Annotated in this window: 17 protein-coding genes; 13 read left to right on the top strand and 4 right to left on the bottom strand. The window is 56.6% G+C overall.

What is annotated here, in order from left to right; all coding sequences use genetic code 11:
• Positions 1–116: 116 nt before the first annotated feature.
• The 3 genes from mcbA to ybiJ all read left to right on the top strand — a co-directional run bounded on the left by mcbA (position 117) and on the right by ybiJ (position 1,316).
• The gene (mcbA, locus tag CU081_RS20855; RefSeq protein ID WP_003858470.1) at positions 117–380 is read left to right on the top strand and encodes a DUF1471 family periplasmic protein McbA; all 264 of its coding nucleotides are present in this window, start codon (positions 117–119) and stop codon (positions 378–380) included.
• A gap of 123 nt (positions 381–503) precedes the next feature.
• Positions 504–770 (top strand): DksA/TraR family C4-type zinc finger protein, encoded by a 267-nt coding sequence (locus CU081_RS20860; RefSeq protein ID WP_003858472.1) that lies wholly within the window; start codon positions 504–506, stop codon positions 768–770.
• A 285-nt stretch (positions 771–1,055) separates the two neighbouring features.
• Positions 1,056–1,316: a DUF1471 family protein YbiJ gene (gene ybiJ, locus CU081_RS20865; RefSeq protein ID WP_003858474.1), complete on the top strand. Its 261-nt coding sequence runs from the start codon at positions 1,056–1,058 to the stop codon at positions 1,314–1,316.
• 112 nt (positions 1,317–1,428) lie between these two features.
• Here ybiJ and ybiB read toward each other — a convergent pair whose 3' ends face one another.
• On the bottom strand, positions 1,429–2,394 hold the full coding sequence (ybiB, locus tag CU081_RS20870; protein WP_022650652.1) for a DNA-binding protein YbiB: 966 nt from the start codon (positions 2,392–2,394) through the stop codon (positions 1,429–1,431).
• A gap of 255 nt (positions 2,395–2,649) precedes the next feature.
• Between ybiB and CU081_RS20875 the strand changes: the two genes are divergently transcribed.
• The 5 genes from CU081_RS20875 (at position 2,650) to CU081_RS20895 (ending at position 8,021) form a co-directional block, all read left to right on the top strand.
• Positions 2,650–3,186 carry a fimbrial protein gene (locus tag CU081_RS20875; protein ID WP_003858476.1) on the top strand — a complete coding sequence of 179 codons (537 nt, stop codon included), beginning with the start codon at positions 2,650–2,652 and terminating at the stop codon, positions 3,184–3,186.
• 69 nt (positions 3,187–3,255) lie between these two features.
• Positions 3,256–3,930 carry a fimbrial biogenesis chaperone gene (locus CU081_RS20880; RefSeq protein ID WP_023324355.1) on the top strand — a complete coding sequence of 225 codons (675 nt, stop codon included), beginning with the start codon at positions 3,256–3,258 and terminating at the stop codon, positions 3,928–3,930.
• A 26-nt stretch (positions 3,931–3,956) separates the two neighbouring features.
• Entirely contained in the window at positions 3,957–6,500 is a 2,544-nt protein-coding gene (locus CU081_RS20885) for a fimbria/pilus outer membrane usher protein (RefSeq protein WP_072202875.1), read from the top strand.
• Positions 6,501–6,522: 22 nt separating this feature from the next.
• Positions 6,523–7,512 (top strand): fimbrial protein, encoded by a 990-nt coding sequence (locus tag CU081_RS20890; RefSeq protein ID WP_023292952.1) that lies wholly within the window; start codon positions 6,523–6,525, stop codon positions 7,510–7,512.
• 5 nt (positions 7,513–7,517) lie between these two features.
• A complete protein-coding gene (locus tag CU081_RS20895; RefSeq protein ID WP_022650648.1) occupies positions 7,518–8,021 on the top strand; it encodes a fimbrial protein in 504 nt (167 codons plus the stop codon).
• On the opposite strand, the gene dinG is transcribed toward CU081_RS20895, so the two are convergent.
• A complete protein-coding gene (gene dinG / locus CU081_RS20900; protein ID WP_022650647.1) occupies positions 8,008–10,185 on the bottom strand; it encodes an ATP-dependent DNA helicase DinG in 2,178 nt (725 codons plus the stop codon). The two genes, CU081_RS20895 and dinG, sit on opposite strands and share 14 nt — an antisense overlap.
• A gap of 97 nt (positions 10,186–10,282) precedes the next feature.
• Entirely contained in the window at positions 10,283–11,665 is a 1,383-nt protein-coding gene (gene rhlE, locus CU081_RS20905; RefSeq protein ID WP_003858487.1) for an ATP-dependent RNA helicase RhlE, read from the bottom strand.
• A gap of 204 nt (positions 11,666–11,869) precedes the next feature.
• Here rhlE and cecR point away from each other — a divergent pair, with 204 nt between their 5' ends.
• Genes cecR through CU081_RS20930 form a run of 5 tightly spaced genes read left to right on the top strand, consistent with a single transcriptional unit; the run spans position 11,870 to position 17,510 of the window.
• Positions 11,870–12,547, top strand: coding sequence for a transcriptional regulator CecR (cecR, locus tag CU081_RS20910; protein WP_003858489.1), 678 nt, complete (start codon positions 11,870–11,872; stop codon positions 12,545–12,547).
• Complete coding sequence (gene hlyD, locus CU081_RS20915) at positions 12,544–13,539, top strand: secretion protein HlyD (protein ID WP_022650645.1); 996 nt, start codon at positions 12,544–12,546, stop codon at positions 13,537–13,539. Before cecR ends, hlyD begins: the two co-directional genes overlap by 4 nt.
• Positions 13,532–15,271: an ATP-binding cassette domain-containing protein gene (locus CU081_RS20920; RefSeq protein ID WP_022650644.1), complete on the top strand. Its 1,740-nt coding sequence runs from the start codon at positions 13,532–13,534 to the stop codon at positions 15,269–15,271. The genes hlyD and CU081_RS20920 overlap by 8 nt, the downstream gene beginning before the upstream one ends.
• Entirely contained in the window at positions 15,261–16,394 is a 1,134-nt protein-coding gene (locus tag CU081_RS20925) for an ABC transporter permease (protein ID WP_100185517.1), read from the top strand. Before CU081_RS20920 ends, CU081_RS20925 begins: the two co-directional genes overlap by 11 nt.
• A 9-nt stretch (positions 16,395–16,403) precedes the next feature.
• A complete protein-coding gene (locus CU081_RS20930; protein ID WP_022647506.1) occupies positions 16,404–17,510 on the top strand; it encodes an ABC transporter permease in 1,107 nt (368 codons plus the stop codon).
• On the opposite strand, the gene CU081_RS20935 is transcribed toward CU081_RS20930, so the two are convergent.
• On the bottom strand, positions 17,472–17,882 hold the full coding sequence (locus tag CU081_RS20935) for a YbhQ family protein (protein ID WP_003858499.1): 411 nt from the start codon (positions 17,880–17,882) through the stop codon (positions 17,472–17,474). The two genes, CU081_RS20930 and CU081_RS20935, sit on opposite strands and share 39 nt — an antisense overlap.
• Positions 17,883–17,898 lie beyond the last annotated feature (16 nt).

Below are 17,898 nucleotides of genomic sequence, written 5' to 3' on the forward strand. Positions count from 1 at the left end.
CAGAATTTATCGTTCAAAAAATAAGCAGATCATCATCAAATTTTTGCGCTAAATCACACGCGTCAGGCTTCTAAACTTAAGAGGAATCACCTGTTGTTTCCCCTGAGGATGTGATTATGAAAAAATATCTGACCTTTATTATTGCGGGTGCGCTGGCAGGCGCATCGTTCTCAGCCTGGTCCGTTCAACCTCTGACAGACAGCAACGACACCAGCCAGCTACGTGCGGCGGGGACGGTCTCTGTCAGCCGGGCAAGCAACCTTGATGACCTTCAGGACAAGCTGGCCGAAAAAGCGCGTCAGGAAGGGGCTAAAGGCTTCGTGGTGAACGCTGCCGGTGGCGATAACCATATGTACGGCACCGCGACCATCTATAAATAATCGATTTCCTTCCCACACTGCATCTGCCAGGCAGATGCAGTTCTCATTCCCTTCCTTCGCCTTGACTGTGCGTTTTTTAACCCCATATTAAGATGAATGGCTTAAACAGATCAGGAGAACATGATGGCTTCCGGCTGGGCGAATGACGACGCCGTTAACGAACAGATCAACAGTACTATTGAAGATGCGGTCGCGCGTGCTCGCGGTGAAATTCCACGCGGCGAAAGTTTGACGGAATGCGAAGAGTGCGGAGATCCGATTCCTGAGGCACGGCGTAAAGCCATTCCTGGCGTACGGCTATGTATTGCCTGTCAGCAGGAGAAAGATTCGAAAAATGCGACACATTCAGGATATAATCGCAGAGGATCGAAAGACAGCCAGTTACGTTGACTTTCCTTTACCGAAGTTAACCGCGCCAGCCGTTTACTTTACGCTCACGACTTTTAGCGAAACGCGTAGCAAATCGTGCCCTTCCGATGGCTTCTGTAAAGCGCATCCACAAGAAGTGTCAATTCCGCTTCTGAATTTATTAATAATCAATAAGTTATTTGTCATTCAATTTTTTTGAGCAACCACGTCAATTCTCTTCGATTTTATCTTCCGCTAAAAACCGTGATACTTATCACATCGACGGAACATCGTCCCTTTAACAGAATAACCTGCGAGAATTGACCTATGAAAACCATCAAATATGCTGTTGCCGCTGTTGCCCTGTCCGCTCTCTCTTTCGGCGCTTTCGCCGTAGAGCCAGTCTCCTCTACTCAGGCACAGGATCTGAACAAAATCGGGGTGGTGAGTGCTGAAGGCGCGACCACGCTGGACGGTCTGGAAGCCAAACTGGCGGAAAAAGCAGCCGCTGCCGGCGCAAGTGGATACACCATCACGTCCACTAACGGTAATAACAAACTGAGCGGTACTGCGGTTATCTACAAGTAATCGAACGAATTATGCTCCACCCTCACCATACCCTCTGGTGAGATGCTCCAACCCTCATTGACCCTGTTGTTGTTACCCTTGTTTGCCCGTCCGCCACTGGACGGGCTTTTTTTTACTTAAACGACTGTGCCACGCGCTGCAATCCGGCTTCCACGGATGCCACTTCCCCTGCCGCCAGCAGGCAGCAGGCCATTTGCAGCTTGATCGACTGAGGAACCGGCACCTTTCCGGCCAGACACTGTACGATCCAATGCGCGGTGACCTGCGGATCTTTTGACTCGGGCAAGATCACATCGCAGTTCTCTTCCCCACGTTCCAGTACGACCCGCGTCCCGGCAGGCTCAATCAGCATCAGCTGTGGACAACGCTGCGGGTTGGCATAAACCTCCCCTTCCGTCCCGTGCATCAGCAGCGCCCGCCCGCCGATTTCGGCAAAAAATTGTCCGACCCGCGTCACGTACTCCGGATGGGAGACGCTGGAAAGACGTAGCGCGGCGTCTTCGGCAAACGGCGTCGCCAGCTTCGCCAGGGTGTGGGCGCTGTTACGTACTCCCATTCGCCATCGCATGTCCAGCTGCTTTTCCAGCGGCGGGCAGAGCGCGCGCACGGGAATATAGACCGGCTGGTTCCCCTCCAGTTTGGCCTGCGCCTGGCCAGCATGGAGAGTAGGTTCGATGCCTAATAATTCCAGAATGGTTTCTGTCAGCACGCGCGTTGGATCTTCGCTCACGCCATGCACCACCACCGGGAAACCGAGTTTCTGCAACAGAATAGCCAGCAGCGGCGTGAGGTTTGCCTGCTTACGCGCGCCATTGTAGGTCGGGATCACTATCGGCATCGGCTTCGTGACGGGCGGGGTTAAACGCATCGTCTGCGACTGCATGGCCTCATAAAAACCCCGCATCTCCGCCTCACCTTCCCCTTTGATGCGCAGCGCAATCAGAATGCCGCCCATTTCCAGCTCCGGCACGTCGCCATTCAGCATATGCGTGTACAACGCACGGGCCGTTTCCTGGTCCAGATCGCGAGCATGGTTTTTCCCACGCCCTACCTCTTTGATAATTTTGCGGTAATCCACGACATTTCTCCTGACAGCATCATCTTGTTAACAATATAGCCCGATGGACACGCACCCGATAGTGTTTTGTGATCATTATCAACCTGCTGTTTTCAGATAAAAAAATAAACTCAAGCATTATTTGCAATATTTGTGATTGGGACAAAAGATTCGTCTCTGTCCTTTTTTTGATTAAATAAACATCGAAAAGTCATTAAAGGTCAACGGTGAAAACGTCCAGGCAACGTTTTTGCCAGAAACATATCGGGATTTACTATGAACAAGGTTGCATTAGGGTTGTTTATCGCCGCAACGGTGGGATGTTCTGCATCTGCATTTGCGGCAACCAACGGTGAAGGGCAGATTAATTTCACCGGAGAAATTATCGATTCTGCTTGCCAGGTCGTGAATGGATTAAGTAATCCATTAGATGTTCAGTTGGGAAAAGTATCTAAAACGGTATTTACCGGTGCAGGCTCTACCAGCACATTAACGAAGTTTGATATTAAGTTAACCAATTGTCCGGAAACCGTAACCTCGGCAGCGATTAACTTCGGTGGTACCCCGGATGCGGATAATAATGCCGCGCTGGCGTTAACGCCCGATACCGATGCAGCTACCGGTGTGGCTATTCAGCTGGTTGACACGTCCGGGCAGCCTGTCAGCCTGTATACCCCTTCGAAGCAATATCCTTTAGCCTCCGGCACGGCGGTTAACGATCTGGAGTTCGGTGCGCGTTATATTCAAACCCAGGCGGCAGTCACCGCGGGCCCTGCTAACTCTGTATCAACCTTCACCGTTATTTATAACTGATCTTATCAATCCTGAGATATTAATGCTTTTGCGAGCATTAATATCTCATCTTTTTATTGAGAAATCTTTATGCGCCACGGTTATTTACTGAGCATTCTTTTACTGGTAGCAGCCTCGGCACAGGCGGGGGTCGTGATTAATGGCACCCGGCTGGTCTATCAGGGAGATAAAAAGGAATCATCTCTCGGTCTTTCAAACCCGGATACCACGGATTATCTGGTGCAGTCCTGGGTCGATTCTGGCGGTAAAAACCAGGCCAAAGCCCCGTTCCTGATCACCCCGCCGCTTTTTCGACTGGATGCGAAAGAGGATAACGTCCTGCGCGTAGTCCGTACGGGAGGAAATTTACCGGAAGACAGGGAATCTCTGTACTGGCTGAATATTAAAGCGATCCCGTCCTCGAAGCATGTCGAAGGGGTAAATACGCTGCAAATTGCCATTAATACCCGCATTAAATTGCTCTATCGCCCGTCAGCGGTAAAAGGCAGACCAGAAGATGTGGCCGATAAACTTGAATGGCATCGCGAAGGGAATGATTTAGTGGTGAATAATCCCACACCTTTCTTTATGAATTTTCAGACCGTCACCCTGAATGGACAGAAAGTCAAAAAAGCCACCTGGGCTGTGCCGAAAACTGAAACGCATTTTGCTTTACCTGGCAACGTCGGAGGTTCTACCGTCGCGTATTCCATTATTACCGATTACGGCAGCATCAGTCAGACATGGTCTAAACCCGTTCATTAATCGTATTACCCGGTAATAAAATCATCATGTACAGCCATAAAAAGCCGTTCACCTGCCGATTTTCGTCATTGCTGATGGCTATTTGTTGCCTGGCAATGGCGATCTTTGCGCAGCAGGTTTTGGCTGATGATTATTTTAACCCTGCCCTGCTGGACATTGATAACCCGCAGCAGGGAAAGACCGATCTGTCTGTCTATGAAAAAGGTCCCGGCCAGGCACCAGGTAAATATCAGGTCGCGATCTTTATCAATAACAATAAAATTGATACCCGCGACGTGACCTTCAACTTAGTTAAAGATCCACAGGGCACCAGCACGCTCCAGCCTTGTTTTACACTGGACGAATTAAAGAGCCTCGGGATCAAAACGCAAAAATATCCGCAGCTGAGAGCAGAAGGTCAGTGCGCCGATCTACACGCCATCCCTTCGGCATCCGCGACCTTTCGCGTGCGCAATCAGCAGCTGCTGCTGAGCATTCCGCAAAAGGCGCTCGGTCAGGTACCTCGCGGTTACATCGACCCGAAAGAGTTTGACGAAGGGATCAACGCGGGCCTGCTTAATTACAGCGTCAACGCCAGCCAGAGCCATGCGCGCCAGCAGGGTGAAGAGAATAGCAGCAGCCAGTACGTTAACCTGCGTCCCGGCTTCAACATCGGGGCATGGCGCGTTCGTAACTACTCCACCTGGAATCGCAGCACCACGGGTCATGAGGAGGAACAGAAATTCACCTCCGTTTATACCTATGCGCAACGCGATATTGTGGCGATGAAAAGTGACGTGACGGTGGGCCAAAGCACCTCACCTTCCGACGTTTTTGACAGCGTCCCCTATACCGGCGTGGAGCTAAAATCCGACAGCGACATGCTGCCGGACAGCGAGAAAGACTATGCCCCTATTATTCGCGGCAGCGCCCACAGTAACGCGCAGGTGGTGGTACGCCAGAACGGTTACATCATTTATCAGAACACGGTCGCCCCCGGCGCGTTCGAAATTAACGATCTCTACCCCACCGGCAGCAGCGGCGATCTCCAGGTCACCGTGAAAGAGACCGACGGCAGCGAAAGCCATTTCGTCGTGCCGTTTGCCTCCGTGCCGGTATTGCAGCGTGAAAAAAATCTGCGCTACAGCGTGACTGCCGGACGCTACCGTTCTTATGACAACGACGTCGAGAAGACCCCGTTTGCCCAGGGCAGCGCCATCTACGGTTTACCCTACGGTTTCACCGCCTACGGTGGCGTGCAGCAGAGCAGCCATTACCAGTCTCAGGCGGCTGGCGTCGGGAAAAACATGGGCGATCTGGGGGCGTTCTCCATTGACGTAACCCGCGCCAGAGCCCTGTTGAAAAAACAGCAGTCCAGCAAGGGTCAGTCATGGCGCATCCGTTACAGCAAAGATTTCGCCGGTTCGGGCACCAACTTTACCCTTGCGGGCTATCGCTATAACAGCAAGGGGTTTTACACCCTGGACGACACCATGGAGTCGTATACCCGCTCCGACGACTGGTCTGCTCCCCAGCAGCGCCGCGCCCGTACCGAAGCCACCGTTGACCAGACGCTGCCAGAAGGCTGGGGGTCGGTCACGCTGAGCATGGTGAAGGAAACTTACTGGAGCCAGAGCCAGAACATGACCTCCCTGAGCGTCAGCTACAACAATAGCTGGCACGGGGTGAGCTACAGCCTCAGCTACAGCATGAACAAAAACACCCAGGACAGCGATGAAGACGGTAACGAGGTGACAAACGACAACCAGTTCTCGCTGAGCGTCTCGGTGCCGCTGGACCGCTGGATGCATAACACCTGGGCCACCTACAACCTGAACAACACCAAAGACGGCACGACGCAGAACATCGGCCTGAACGGCACGGCGCTGAAAGAGGACAACCTGAACTGGAACATCCAGGAAGGGCTGAGCAGCATCGGCAGCGGTAACTCCACCAGCATCAACGCCGATTACAAAGCGACATATGGCGAAGTGAGCGCAGGCGTCAGTCAGGATAAGTATCAGCAGACCCTGAACGTCGGTTTGCAGGGCGGCGTGGTTGCCCATGCGAACGGAATCACCCTGAGCCAGCCGCTCGGTGACACCATCGCGCTGGTGAAAGCGCCGGGCACGCACGGAACCCATATCACGAACCAGACGGGCGTCGAGACCGACTTCCGCGGCTACACCGTCGTGCCGTTTGTTACCGCGTATCGCCGCAACACCATCGCGCTGGATACCGAAACGCTACCGGACAACGCCGACGTCACCCACGCGGCGCAGATCGTGACGCCAACCCGCGGGGCCGTGGTGCGCGCCAGCTTTAACACCCGCGTGGGTAACCGCGTCCTGATGACGCTTACGCAAAAGGGTAAACCGCTGCCCTTCGGCGCAACGGTCACCACCGAAGATAAGGACAGCGAATTTATTGTCGGGAATGACGGCCAGACCTACCTCTCTGGTCTGCCGCAGCAAGGGCATCTCTACGTTTCCTGGGGACAGGGGGCGAACGAGCACTGCGTCGCTGACTATGCGCTAACGGATGAGAAAGAGAAAACCAGCATCATTAACGCTGCCGCGCAGTGTCACTGATCCACCGTTCAGGCTAACGATTATGCAAATGATTAAACAGTGCTTTTTCTTACTGGTTCTGGGAACCGCCGCGTTATTTATGCCGCATGCGAAGGCGACCTGTACTACCCCAGACCTGCCGAAAATGATCAACGTGGCCTCTATCTCCGTTCCCACCACGCTGGCCGTTGGCGAAACGATCCCGGGTACAGAGCAAATCGCCCATATCGCCGGTAATTGTGACAATGCGGAAGATAAGGGGCTGGAAATTGTCTCTTGTTACTACGGCACTGGGTCTGAGATTCCAGGCCTGAAGGGTGTCTACGATTCGGGAGTCCCTGGGATCGGTGTGGCCCTGATGAACGATCAGGGGCAGCGCATCAGCGGAGCCGGAGGCGTTAACTGCATTTCCACAGGAACGCCGTTGGGTTATGTTTCCAGCGATGGCAAACAGACCTTTAATTTCGACGTTACGCTGGAGTTGGTCAAAACCAGCGATACCGTAGCGTCAGGCACGCTGAATCAAAGTCAGACCCGTTTTGGGATCGGGGTTTATCACCACGAAGGGCTGGGCGATCCCAACACCATCTCCTATGCAGGCAACGTTATTCTGAAAGAGGTCACCTGCTCCGTCCTGCCGAAAAACCTGACGGTCAATCTGGGGGATTTCCCGGTCAGCGATTTTATCAGCGTGGGGATGCTCTCTTCCCCGGCACGAAACTTTGACGTCACGGTGAACTGCAACAGCACCGTACAGCCTGAAGTGAAAATTACCAGCTCAAACGGCTATGAAACGGCCTTCGAAGGGGTGCTGAAACTCACGCAGCAGACCGGCGTCGCGACGGGCGTCGGTGTCCGAATGCTGTTCGACGACAATATCGCCACCTTTGATACCTACGTTAACACCCGGAGCGAAGCCATTGCCAACGAAACGCTGACCATACCGTTTGAGGTGCGTTACGAGCAGGTCAGCGACGTGGTCACTCCCGGTCCGGCCAACACCGTTGCCACCATCACGCTTGCTTATAAGTAACTGACATGAAGAAGATAATTGCGTTTCTGGCGCTGGGGCTGATCGCCCAGGCACACGCCGAGGATATTCAGATCCAGATGACGGGTAACATTTACGCCAATACCTGCATCATCGACAGCGCCAGCCGGAACCTGACGGTGGATTTAGGTCAGGCGGCATCCGGTGATTTTAAAGACGTGGGCGATACCGGCGAGTGGAAAGACTTCTCCCTGTCAGTATCCCACTGCCCGCCAAGCCTCGCGCTTGCCACCGCCTACTTCTATGGACAGGCGGACAGCACGCACCCCACTAAATTAGCCAATATCGGCAGCGCAAAGGGGCTGGCGCTGGAGCTGGCAGACCGGCAGGACAAAATACTGATTGCCCCGCAGGCCGCCTTTAACGCCGCCATCAATCCGAGCGACCACACGGCAACCTTTCCCCTGTCCGCGCGCTACTACGCCACCTCAATGCCCGTCACTGCCGGGACGTTCAGCAGCGTGATTCAGGTGACATTCACTTACCAGTAGGACCGCGCCTCTTTGCACGGATGCTTTTTGTACGCCCGGCAGAGGGTTTTGCCGGGCGTTTTTTTACCTCCGGCACTTCTGGCTGCTCAATCGGGAAGATCGGCAGCGCATTCAGCAGCCGTTGGCCGTAGTTTTTGGTGAGCAGTCGTTTGTCATAAATCACCACCTCGCCCCAGCAGCCGTGGCTACGGATCAAGCGCCCGACCTGCTGAATAAGGTTAAACGACGCCGCAGGCAGGCTTTGCACTTCAAACGGATAACGGTTCAGGCTTTTCAGCCATTCGCCTTCGGTGATCACCACCGGGCTGTCGATGGGCGGGAAGGCAATTTTATGGATATGCACCTGCGTCAGGTAGTCACCTTTCAAATCAAGCCCTTCCGCAAAGGACTGTAACCCCACCAGCACGCTGCGCTCGCCGTTATCAATGCGTTTACGGTGGGTTTCCACCAGCCGATAACGCGGCTGATCGCCCTGCACCAGCAGGAGCAAGCGCAGATCGGTGACGTGCTCCAGGAAGCGTTGCATCGCGCGGCCGCTGGCAAACAGCACCAGCATACCGGGGTATTTTTTACTCTCAACCTGCTCGCGGAAGTAGGCCGCCATTTCCGCAATATGCTGCTCTTCGTTATCGATAAGCGGCTCATAGTTCATGCGCGGGATCACCAGCTTGCCCTGCTCACAGTGGTTGAACGGCGAGTCCAGGGCCACAAAACGGTCCCCCGCTTTCTCTTTCAGGCCGCTCATTTCCTGCAACCTTGAGAAGCTGTTCAGTGAACGCAGGGTCGCCGACGTCACTACCACGTGCGGCACGCTGCGCCAGATCAGCTTTTCCAGCTGATCGGCCACGCGGATGCCCACGCAGTGGAAGAAAAGATGTACCTGCCCGTCTCGCACTTCGCGGGTGGCCCACTTTGTCACCGGCGCGCCGGACGCCTGCGCCATTGAGGCCAGCCGCCAGAGTTTGCTCTGCGCCTCAAACATGCCCAGCGCACGGTTCATTTGCAGCAGAATGCGGTGCAAACGCACCACGTCATGGGTACCGGTTTTCTCGCTGAGATCATTTAAGAACATCTCCGCCAGCCCGCGCAGCTTTTCAAGGTGCTTCGCCAGCTGCTGACAAATTTCCATCACTTCCTGCGGCAACTCCCCCATCGCAAAGCGGTGTTCTGCCTCCTGGGTGGCGGGGAGATACAGGTTAAGAATGTTATTCAGCGAGGCGATGAGGCCGTACACCTCTTCACAGTGCTCGCTCAACCGCTCCGGAACCGCCAGCGGCGGCGTGGTTTTCGGGCGGAACTGCTCCATGCAAGTTACCACCAGCTTACAGAACAGATCCAGTTGCAGGCGAAACCACGGGGCGGTAATTTCCGCGCTCATCTCCAGCGCATCCCGCGCCACGTCGGGCAGATGATGACCTTCATCGAGCACCAGCAGCAGGTTTTTGGGCTCCGGCAGGACCGCTTCACTCTCCAGTGCGGCCATCACCAGCGCATGGTTGGCGACAACCACCTCCGCTTCCTGAATCTCACGCCGGGCAACAAAGAAAGGGCACTCGCGGTAGTAGTGACAGTTGCGGTTCAGGCAGCTCGCTTTATCGGTGCTGAGCCTGCGCCACAGGTCGTCGCCGATCGCCTGGCTGGTGTGATCACGCAGGCCGTCCCACCTGTAGCCGTCGAGATCGGCCTTCAGCTTTGCGCACTGCTCCTGCTCCGCCTTGTTGTTTGGCGTTAGCTCGTCATCAAGAAACGCGAGCAGATCCTGCTGGGAGGGTTCACTGCTGGCCAGCGCCGCCAGATTGCGCGGGCAGACGTAGCGCCCGCGACCAAAGGCGGCGGTGAAGCGTAAATCGGGGATAATTTTGCGCAGCAGCGGCAAATCTTTGCTGAAGATCTGATCCTGCAAGGCCACGTTGGCGGTGCTGACCACCAGCGTTTTGTCCTCCTCCCGCGCGATGGCGATGCCGGGAATGAGATACGACAGGGTTTTCCCGACGCCGGTCGGGGCTTCAATCGCCAGATGTCGCCCGTCGTCCCCGGCGAGCGTTTTTGCCACGTCGGCAATCATCTGCCGCTGCGGCGCTCGGGGGATAAAATCGGGGATCTGCTGCTGTAGCGCCTTATACCAGGCGCCTATTTGCGCTTTCAGCGCAGCGGTTAAAGCCATCGGAAAACCTGAAATACTGTATAAACAGCCACTATTGTGGCACTTTCTCTCCGCTGCCGCAAAAAGAAAAGCCCGGCTTTACGACCGGGCTTCCAGATTACTGCGGGTTAGCAGGTTTACGCGGGCGGCGTCGGCGCTGCCCCTCGCCTGCCGGTTTCCCTTCGCCGCTACGCCACGGGTTTTCACCGGCTGGTTTGCTGTCGTTATTACGACGCGGCGGTTTGCCCGAAGATTTCGGCGCGCCACCTTCTGAACGACGCGGCTGCTGACCGCGACCACCGCCGCCCTGACCGCGTCCGCCACCCTGACGACCGTTCTGAATTGGCTCGGCTTTGATCGACGGGTCCACTTCATAGCCCGGGGTTTCAATGCGCGGGATCTCTTTCTTCAGCAGGCGTTCAATGTCGCGTAGAAGCTTGTGTTCATCCACGCAAACCAGAGAGAGCGCTTCCCCGGTTGCCGCCGCACGGCCGGTACGGCCGATACGGTGAACGTAATCTTCCGGCACGTTTGGCAGCTCGTAGTTCACCACGTGCGGCAGCTCTTCGATATCCAGACCGCGTGCGGCGATGTCGGTTGCCACCAGCACGCGAATGTCGCCAGATTTAAAGTCCGCCAGCGCACGGGTACGCGCGCCCTGGCTCTTGTTACCGTGGATCGCCGCGCTGCGGATGCCGTCTTTATTCAGCTGTTCCGCCAGGTGGTTGGCGCCGTGCTTGGTGCGGGTAAAGACCAGCACCTGCTGCCAGTTGCCCTGACCGATCATCTGGGAGAGCAGCTCCCGCTTGCGCTTCTTATCTACGAAGTGAACGTGCTGCGTCACCTGCTCGGAGGCGGTGTTGCGGCGCGCGACTTCCACTTCCAGCGGGTTATGCAGCAGCTTTTCCGCCAGCGCCTTGATCTCGTCGGAGAAGGTCGCGGAGAAGAGCAGGTTCTGACGACGCGTCGGCAGCTTCGCCAGCACGCGGCGAATGTCGTGGATGAAGCCCATATCCAGCATACGGTCGGCTTCGTCCAGCACCAGAATTTCGATGTTATCGAGCTTCACCGCGTTCTGGTGTTCCAGATCCAGCAGACGCCCCGGCGTTGCCACCAGCACGTCCACGCCGCCGCGCAGCTTCATCATCTGCGGGTTAATGCTTACCCCGCCGAAAACTACCAGCGAACGAATGTTGAGGTAGCGGCTGTATTCACGCACGTTCTCGCCAATCTGGGCCGCCAGCTCGCGGGTTGGGGTGAGGATCAGCGCACGCACCGGACGACGGCCTTTGGCGTGCGGCTGGTTTTTTACCAACAGCTCCAGCAGCGGCAGGGTAAAGCCCGCGGTCTTACCGGTACCGGTCTGCGCGCTTGCCATCAGGTCACGGCCCTGCAAAACGGCCGGAATGGCCTGCTGCTGGATAGGGGTTGGCTCAACGTAGCCCTGCTCTGCGATGGCGCGCAGAATTTCCGGGTTCAGACCAAGGGAATCAAAAGACATAAAAACTCCGAACCGCCCCGACCATCACAGGTGTAGTTTTCAGGGAGATATAACGAATAGAAGGACAAAAACCACAATGTCGCGAAGGTGCGGAGTGTAGCAGCTTTTGTGACGTGGCGCATAAAATATCCCCGGCGATGACTCGACGTTTGCGCAAATCAGGCATAATCTTAATCAATCGATTGATTAATTTTTAATGCTGCTATGAATACAACCCCAACGACAACCAAAGGCGAACAGGCGAAAAGTCAGCTTATCGCCGCCGCGCTGGCGCAGTTTGGCGAGTATGGTCTGCATGCCACCACGCGGGATATCGCCGCTCAGGCCGGGCAGAATATTGCGGCCATCACCTACTATTTTGGTTCAAAAGAGGATTTATACCTCGCCTGCGCCCAGTGGATCGCGGATTTTATCGGCACCAGCTTTCGCCCGCACGTGGAAGAAGCCACCGCGCTGTTCAGCCAGCCAGAGCCTGACCGGGCTGCCATCCGCCAGCTGATCCTTAACGCCTGTCACAACATGATCCGCCTGCTGACGCACGACGATACGCTGAACCTGAGCAAATTTATCTCCCGCGAGCAGCTCTCCCCCACTGCCGCGTACCAGCTGGTGCACGATCAGGTGATCGCCCCGATGCACAGCCATCTGACCCGGCTGATCGCCGCCTATACCGGACGGGACGCGAGCGATACCGACACCATTTTGCATACCCACGCCCTGCTGGGCGAAGTGCTCGCCTTCCGTCTGGGGCGTGAGACCATCCTGTTACGTACGGGCTGGACACAATTCGATGAGGATAAAGCCGCGCAAATTAGCCAGGTCATTACCTGTCACGTTGATCTGATCCTGCAAGGCTTAACGCAAAGGAGCCAGAAGTCATGAAAAAACCTGTCGCCATCATTCTGGTGGTTGTTGTCTTGCTTGCCGCGGGAACAGGCGGCTGGCTGTGGTATCAGAGCCAGCAGGATCGTGGCCTGACGCTGTATGGCAACGTGGATATCCGCAACGTCAACATGAGCTTCCGCGTTGGCGGACGGCTGGCCTCGCTGAACGTTGACGAAGGCGATGCCATCAAAGCCGGGCAGACGCTGGGGATGCTGGACAAAGCCCCGTTTGAGAACGCGCTGATGCAGGCAAAAGCAGGCGTCTCCGTCGCACAGGCGCAATACGACCTGATGCTGGCGGGCTATCGTGACGAAGAGATCTCCCAGGCGGCCGCTGCCGTTAAGCAGGCAAAAGCCGCCTATGACTATGCGCAGAATTTCTATAACCGTCAGCAAGGCTTATGGAAAAGCCGTACTATTTCCGCCAACGACCTGGAAAACGCGCGCTCATCCCGCGACCAGGCACAGGCGACGCTGAAATCTGCCCAGGATAAGCTAAGCCAGTACCGCACCGGTAACCGTGCGCAGGACATTGCCCAGGCGAAGGCCAGCCTTGAGCAGGCGCAGGCGCAGTTAGCCCAGGCGGAGCTGGATCTGCACGACACCACGTTAATCGCCCCGTCTGACGGCACGCTGATGACCCGCGCCGTGGAGCCGGGCAGCATGCTCAGCGCGGGCAGCACCGTGTTAACGCTCTCCTTAACCCGTCCGGTGTGGGTGCGCGCTTACATTGATGAGCCGAATCTTGGCCAGATGCAGCCGGGCCGCGAACTGCTGCTCTATACCGACGGTCGCCCGGACAAGCCCTATCACGGCAAAGTGGGCTTCGTCTCTCCTACCGCCGAGTTCACGCCAAAAACCGTTGAAACCCCGGACCTGCGTACCGACCTGGTGTATCGCCTGCGCATCATCGTCACCGATGCGGACGACGCGCTGCGTCAGGGCATGCCTGTTACCGTGACCTTAAACGACGGGGAACGACATGAATGACGCGGTTATCCAGCTCAACAATCTGGTCAAACGCTTCCCGGGAATGGCTAAACCGGCGGTCGCACCGCTGAATTGTACGATTCAGAAAGGCTATGTGACCGGGCTGGTGGGGCCGGACGGCGCGGGTAAAACTACGCTGATGCGGATACTGGCGGGATTGCTGAAGCCGGATGAAGGCAGTGCCAGCGTGCTTGGCCTCGATCCGATCAAAGACGACGCGGCGCTCCACGGCATGCTCGGCTATATGCCGCAGAAGTTTGGTCTGTACGAAGACCTGACGGTAATGGAAAACCTCAACCTGTACGCCGACCTGCGCAGCGTCACCGGCGAAACCCGGGAGAAAACCTTCGCCCGCCTGCTGGAATTTACCTCGCTCGGCCCGTTCACCGACCGGCTGGCGGGCAAGCTCTCCGGCGGGATGAAGCAGAAGCTGGGGCTGGCCTGCACGCTGGTGGGCGAACCGAAGGTGCTGTTGCTGGATGAACCCGGCGTCGGCGTGGACCCGATTTCCCGCCGTGAACTGTGGCAGATGGTGCACGAGCTGGCGGGTGACGGCATGCTGATCCTCTGGAGTACCTCATACCTTGATGAAGCAGAACAGTGCCGCGACGTGCTGCTGATGAATGAAGGCGAACTGCTCTATCAGGGCGAACCCACCGAGCTGACGCAAACCATGGCCGGGCGAAGTTTTCTGCTGCACAGCGCGCAGGAATCCAACCGCACGCTGCTGCAACGGGTGCTGAAGCTGCCCCAGGTGAGCGACGGGATGATTCAGGGCCGTTCGGTGCGCGTGATCCTCAAAAAAGAGGCCACCGCCGACGATATCCGGCGTGCGCAGGGGATGCCTGAGATCGACATGACAGAGACCGCGCCGCGCTTTGAAGATGCGTTTATCGATCTGCTGGGCGGGGCGGGAACCTCAGAATCACCGCTTGGCGCCATTCTGCACACGGTGGAAGGTACGCCGGGCGAAACGGTCATAGAAGCGAAATCGCTCACCAAAAAATTCGGCGATTTCGCCGCCACCGATAACGTCAATTTTGCCGTGAAGCGCGGCGAGATATTTGGCCTGCTCGGGCCGAACGGCGCAGGGAAATCCACCACCTTTAAAATGATGTGCGGCCTGCTGGTACCAACCTCCGGCAAAGCGCTGGTGCTGAACATGGATCTCAAAGTCAGCTCCGGCAAGGCGCGCCAGCACCTGGGCTATATGGCGCAGAAGTTTTCGCTCTACGGCAACCTGACGGTGGAGCAAAATCTGCGATTTTTCTCCGGCGTCTACGGCCTGCGGGGACGGGCACAGAATGAGAAGATCGGCCGCATGTGCGACGCCTTCGGCCTGACCGATATCGCCTCACACGCTACCGACGCTCTGCCGCTTGGCTTCAAACAGCGGCTGGCGCTGGCCTGCTCACTGATGCACGAGCCGGATATCCTGTTTCTTGATGAACCGACTTCAGGCGTGGATCCCCTCACCCGCCGTGAATTCTGGTTGCATATCAATAGCATGGTGGAAAAAGGCGTGACCGTGATGGTCACCACCCACTTTATGGACGAGGCGGAGTATTGCGACCGTATCGGGCTGGTCTATCGCGGCAAGCTGATTGCCCACGGCACGCCGGATGACCTGAAAGCGCAGGCCGCCGACGACGCGCAGCCAGACCCGACCATGGAGCAGGCGTTTATCACCCTCATTCACGACTGGGATAAGGAGAATACTCATGCGCAGTAACGCCCTCTCCTGGCGCCGGGTGCGCGCCCTGTGCGTTAAAGAGACGCGTCAGATCGTGCGCGATCCCAGCAGCTGGCTGATTGCGGTGGTGATCCCCCTGCTGCTGCTGTTTATTTTCGGCTACGGGATTAACCTCGATTCCAGCAAGCTGCGGGTCGGGATTTTGCTGGAGCAGCAGAGCGAAGAGGCGCTGGACTTCACCCACGCCATGACCGGCTCGCCCTACATCGATGCCACCATCAGCGACAGCCGGCAGGAACTGATCCAGAAAATGCAGGCCGGAAAAATTCGCGGTCTGATCGTCATTCCGGTCGATTTTGCCGCTAACATGGCACGCCCGGGCGCCGATGCGCCAATTCAGGTGATCACCGACGGCAGCGAGCCGAACACCGCGAACTTTGTGCAGGGTTACGCGGAGGGGATCTGGCAGCTGTGGCAGATGCAGCGCGCCGAAGACCGGGGGGAGGAGTTTGAACCGCTGATTGACGTGCAGACACGCTACTGGTTTAACCCCGCCGCCATCAGCCAGCACTTTATTATTCCGGGCGCGGTAACGATTATTATGACGGTGATCGGCGCGATTCTGACCTCGCTGGTGATCGCCCGCGAATGGGAGCGCGGCACCATGGAGGCGCTGCTTTCAACTGAAGTGACGCGCGTCGAGCTGCTGCTGTGCAAGCTTATTCCCTACTACTTCCTCGGCATGCTGGCGATGCTGCTCTGCATGCTGGTGTCCGTCTTTATCCTCGGCGTGCCGTACCGCGGCTCGCTGGTGGTGCTGTTCTTTATCACAAGCCTGTTTTTACTCAGCACGCTGGGGATGGGGCTGCTCATCTCCACCATCACCCGCAACCAGTTTAACGCCGCGCAGGTGGCGCTGAACGCCGCTTTCCTGCCGTCAATAATGCTCTCAGGGTTTATCTTCCAGATAGACAGTATGCCTGCCGTCATCCGCGCCGTGACCTACATTATCCCGGAGCGCTACTTCGTGAGCACGCTGCAAAGCCTGTTCCTGGCGGGGAATATTCCGGTAGTGCTGATTATCAACACGCTGTTTTTAATGGCGTCGGCGGTGATGTTTATCGGGTTGACGTGGATGAAAACCAAACGGCGGTTAGATTAAGGAGCGCGCATGTTTCACCGTTTATGGACACTGATCCGCAAAGAGCTGCAATCCCTGCTGCGCGAGCCGCAGACCCGCGCCATTCTGGTGCTGCCGGTGCTGCTTCAGGTTGTACTGTTTCCGTTTGCCGCCACGCTGGAGGTCACCAACGCCACCATCGCCATTTACAACGAAGACAATGGCAAGCATTCCGTCGAGCTGACGCAGCGTTTCGCCCGCGCCAAAGCCTTTACCCATGTCCTGCTGCTGCAAAGCCCGCAGGCGATCCAGCCCACCATCGACACGCAGAAAGCATTATTGCTGGTGCGCTTCCCGGCGGATTTCTCCCGCAATCTGGATACCTTCCAGACCGCGCCGATGCAGCTGATCCTCGACGGGCGTAACTCCAACAGCGCCCAGATTGCGGCGAACTATTTGCAGCAGGTAGTGAAGGACTACCAGCAGGAGCTGATGGCGGGCAAACCCAAACCCAACAACAGCGAACTGGTGGTGCGCAACTGGTATAACCCGAATCTGGACTACAAGTGGTTTGTGGTGCCGTCGCTGATCGCCATGATCACTACCATCGGAGTGATGATTGTGACCTCTCTCTCCGTCGCCCGCGAGCGCGAACAGGGCACGCTGGATCAGCTGCTGGTCTCGCCGCTCGCCACCTGGCAGATATTTGTCGGCAAGGCGGTGCCGGCACTGATTGTCGCGACGTTCCAGGCCACCATCGTGCTGGGGGTGGGAATATGGGCGTACCAGATCCCGTTTGCCGGATCGCTGGCGCTGTTTTACTTCACGATGGTGATTTACGGCCTGTCGCTGGTGGGGTTTGGGCTGCTGATTTCCGCGCTATGCTCAACGCAGCAGCAGGCGTTTATTGGGGTGTTTGTCTTTATGATGCCGGCGATTTTGCTTTCTGGGTACGTTTCGCCAGTGGAGAACATGCCGGTGTGGTTACAGGATTTGACGTGGATAAACCCGATTCGTCACTTCACGGATATCACCAAGCAGATCTATCTGAAGGATGCGAGTCTGGATATTGTGTGGGGAAGTTTGTGGCCGCTACTGGTCATCGCGGCCACTACGGGCTCAGTGGCCTATGCGATGTTTAGACGAAACATCGCGTAGCTTTTTCTCTTTGGTGAGCAACGACACCACCGCGGGTCCTGCGAGGATAGCCAGACCCGCCAGGGCCAGCAGCAGGTTGTTTTGCAGCACGCGTGACAACAGCCACAGGACGATCATTGCCGCACCAAAATACCAGGTGGTGGTGAGCTCTTCGAGCACATCTCCCACTTCGCGCCAGCGCGCGTCGTGGTGACGCTGTAAAAACAGCATCGACAGCACGGTCACGCCGTAAACCACGCATAACCCTAAGCCAACACGCACCAGCGTGCCGCTCATCCAGCCCATCACCAGTACGGCCACGACCAGTAAATGCAACATTATCTGCCAGCAACTCAAACCGGTTGCGACACGAACGCGTTGTTGCCACTTCATGGCTTCTCTCCTGAAG

Origin of the sequence: Enterobacter sp. CRENT-193, from assembly GCF_002787395.1 — a bacterium.
Taxonomy (GTDB): Bacteria; Pseudomonadota; Gammaproteobacteria; order Enterobacterales; family Enterobacteriaceae; genus Enterobacter; species Enterobacter hormaechei_C.

Coding starts and splice junctions, on each gene's coding strand:
- CU081_RS20925 (WP_100185517.1), top strand. CDS start 15,261: ATGCGCAGTAACGCCCTCTCCTGGCGCCGGGTGCGCGCCCTGTGCGTT.
- CU081_RS20860 (WP_003858472.1), top strand. CDS start 504: ATGGCTTCCGGCTGGGCGAATGACGACGCCGTTAACGAACAGATCAAC.
- CU081_RS20895 (WP_022650648.1), top strand. CDS start 7,518: ATGAAGAAGATAATTGCGTTTCTGGCGCTGGGGCTGATCGCCCAGGCA.
- cecR (WP_003858489.1), top strand. CDS start 11,870: ATGAATACAACCCCAACGACAACCAAAGGCGAACAGGCGAAAAGTCAG.
- CU081_RS20935 (WP_003858499.1), bottom strand. CDS start 17,882: ATGAAGTGGCAACAACGCGTTCGTGTCGCAACCGGTTTGAGTTGCTGG.
- dinG (WP_022650647.1), bottom strand. CDS start 10,185: ATGGCTTTAACCGCTGCGCTGAAAGCGCAAATAGGCGCCTGGTATAAG.
- rhlE (WP_003858487.1), bottom strand. CDS start 11,665: ATGTCTTTTGATTCCCTTGGTCTGAACCCGGAAATTCTGCGCGCCATC.
- mcbA (WP_003858470.1), top strand. CDS start 117: ATGAAAAAATATCTGACCTTTATTATTGCGGGTGCGCTGGCAGGCGCA.
- CU081_RS20880 (WP_023324355.1), top strand. CDS start 3,256: ATGCGCCACGGTTATTTACTGAGCATTCTTTTACTGGTAGCAGCCTCG.
- hlyD (WP_022650645.1), top strand. CDS start 12,544: ATGAAAAAACCTGTCGCCATCATTCTGGTGGTTGTTGTCTTGCTTGCC.
- CU081_RS20885 (WP_072202875.1), top strand. CDS start 3,957: ATGTACAGCCATAAAAAGCCGTTCACCTGCCGATTTTCGTCATTGCTG.
- CU081_RS20920 (WP_022650644.1), top strand. CDS start 13,532: ATGAATGACGCGGTTATCCAGCTCAACAATCTGGTCAAACGCTTCCCG.
- CU081_RS20930 (WP_022647506.1), top strand. CDS start 16,404: ATGTTTCACCGTTTATGGACACTGATCCGCAAAGAGCTGCAATCCCTG.
- CU081_RS20890 (WP_023292952.1), top strand. CDS start 6,523: ATGCAAATGATTAAACAGTGCTTTTTCTTACTGGTTCTGGGAACCGCC.
- CU081_RS20875 (WP_003858476.1), top strand. CDS start 2,650: ATGAACAAGGTTGCATTAGGGTTGTTTATCGCCGCAACGGTGGGATGT.
- ybiJ (WP_003858474.1), top strand. CDS start 1,056: ATGAAAACCATCAAATATGCTGTTGCCGCTGTTGCCCTGTCCGCTCTC.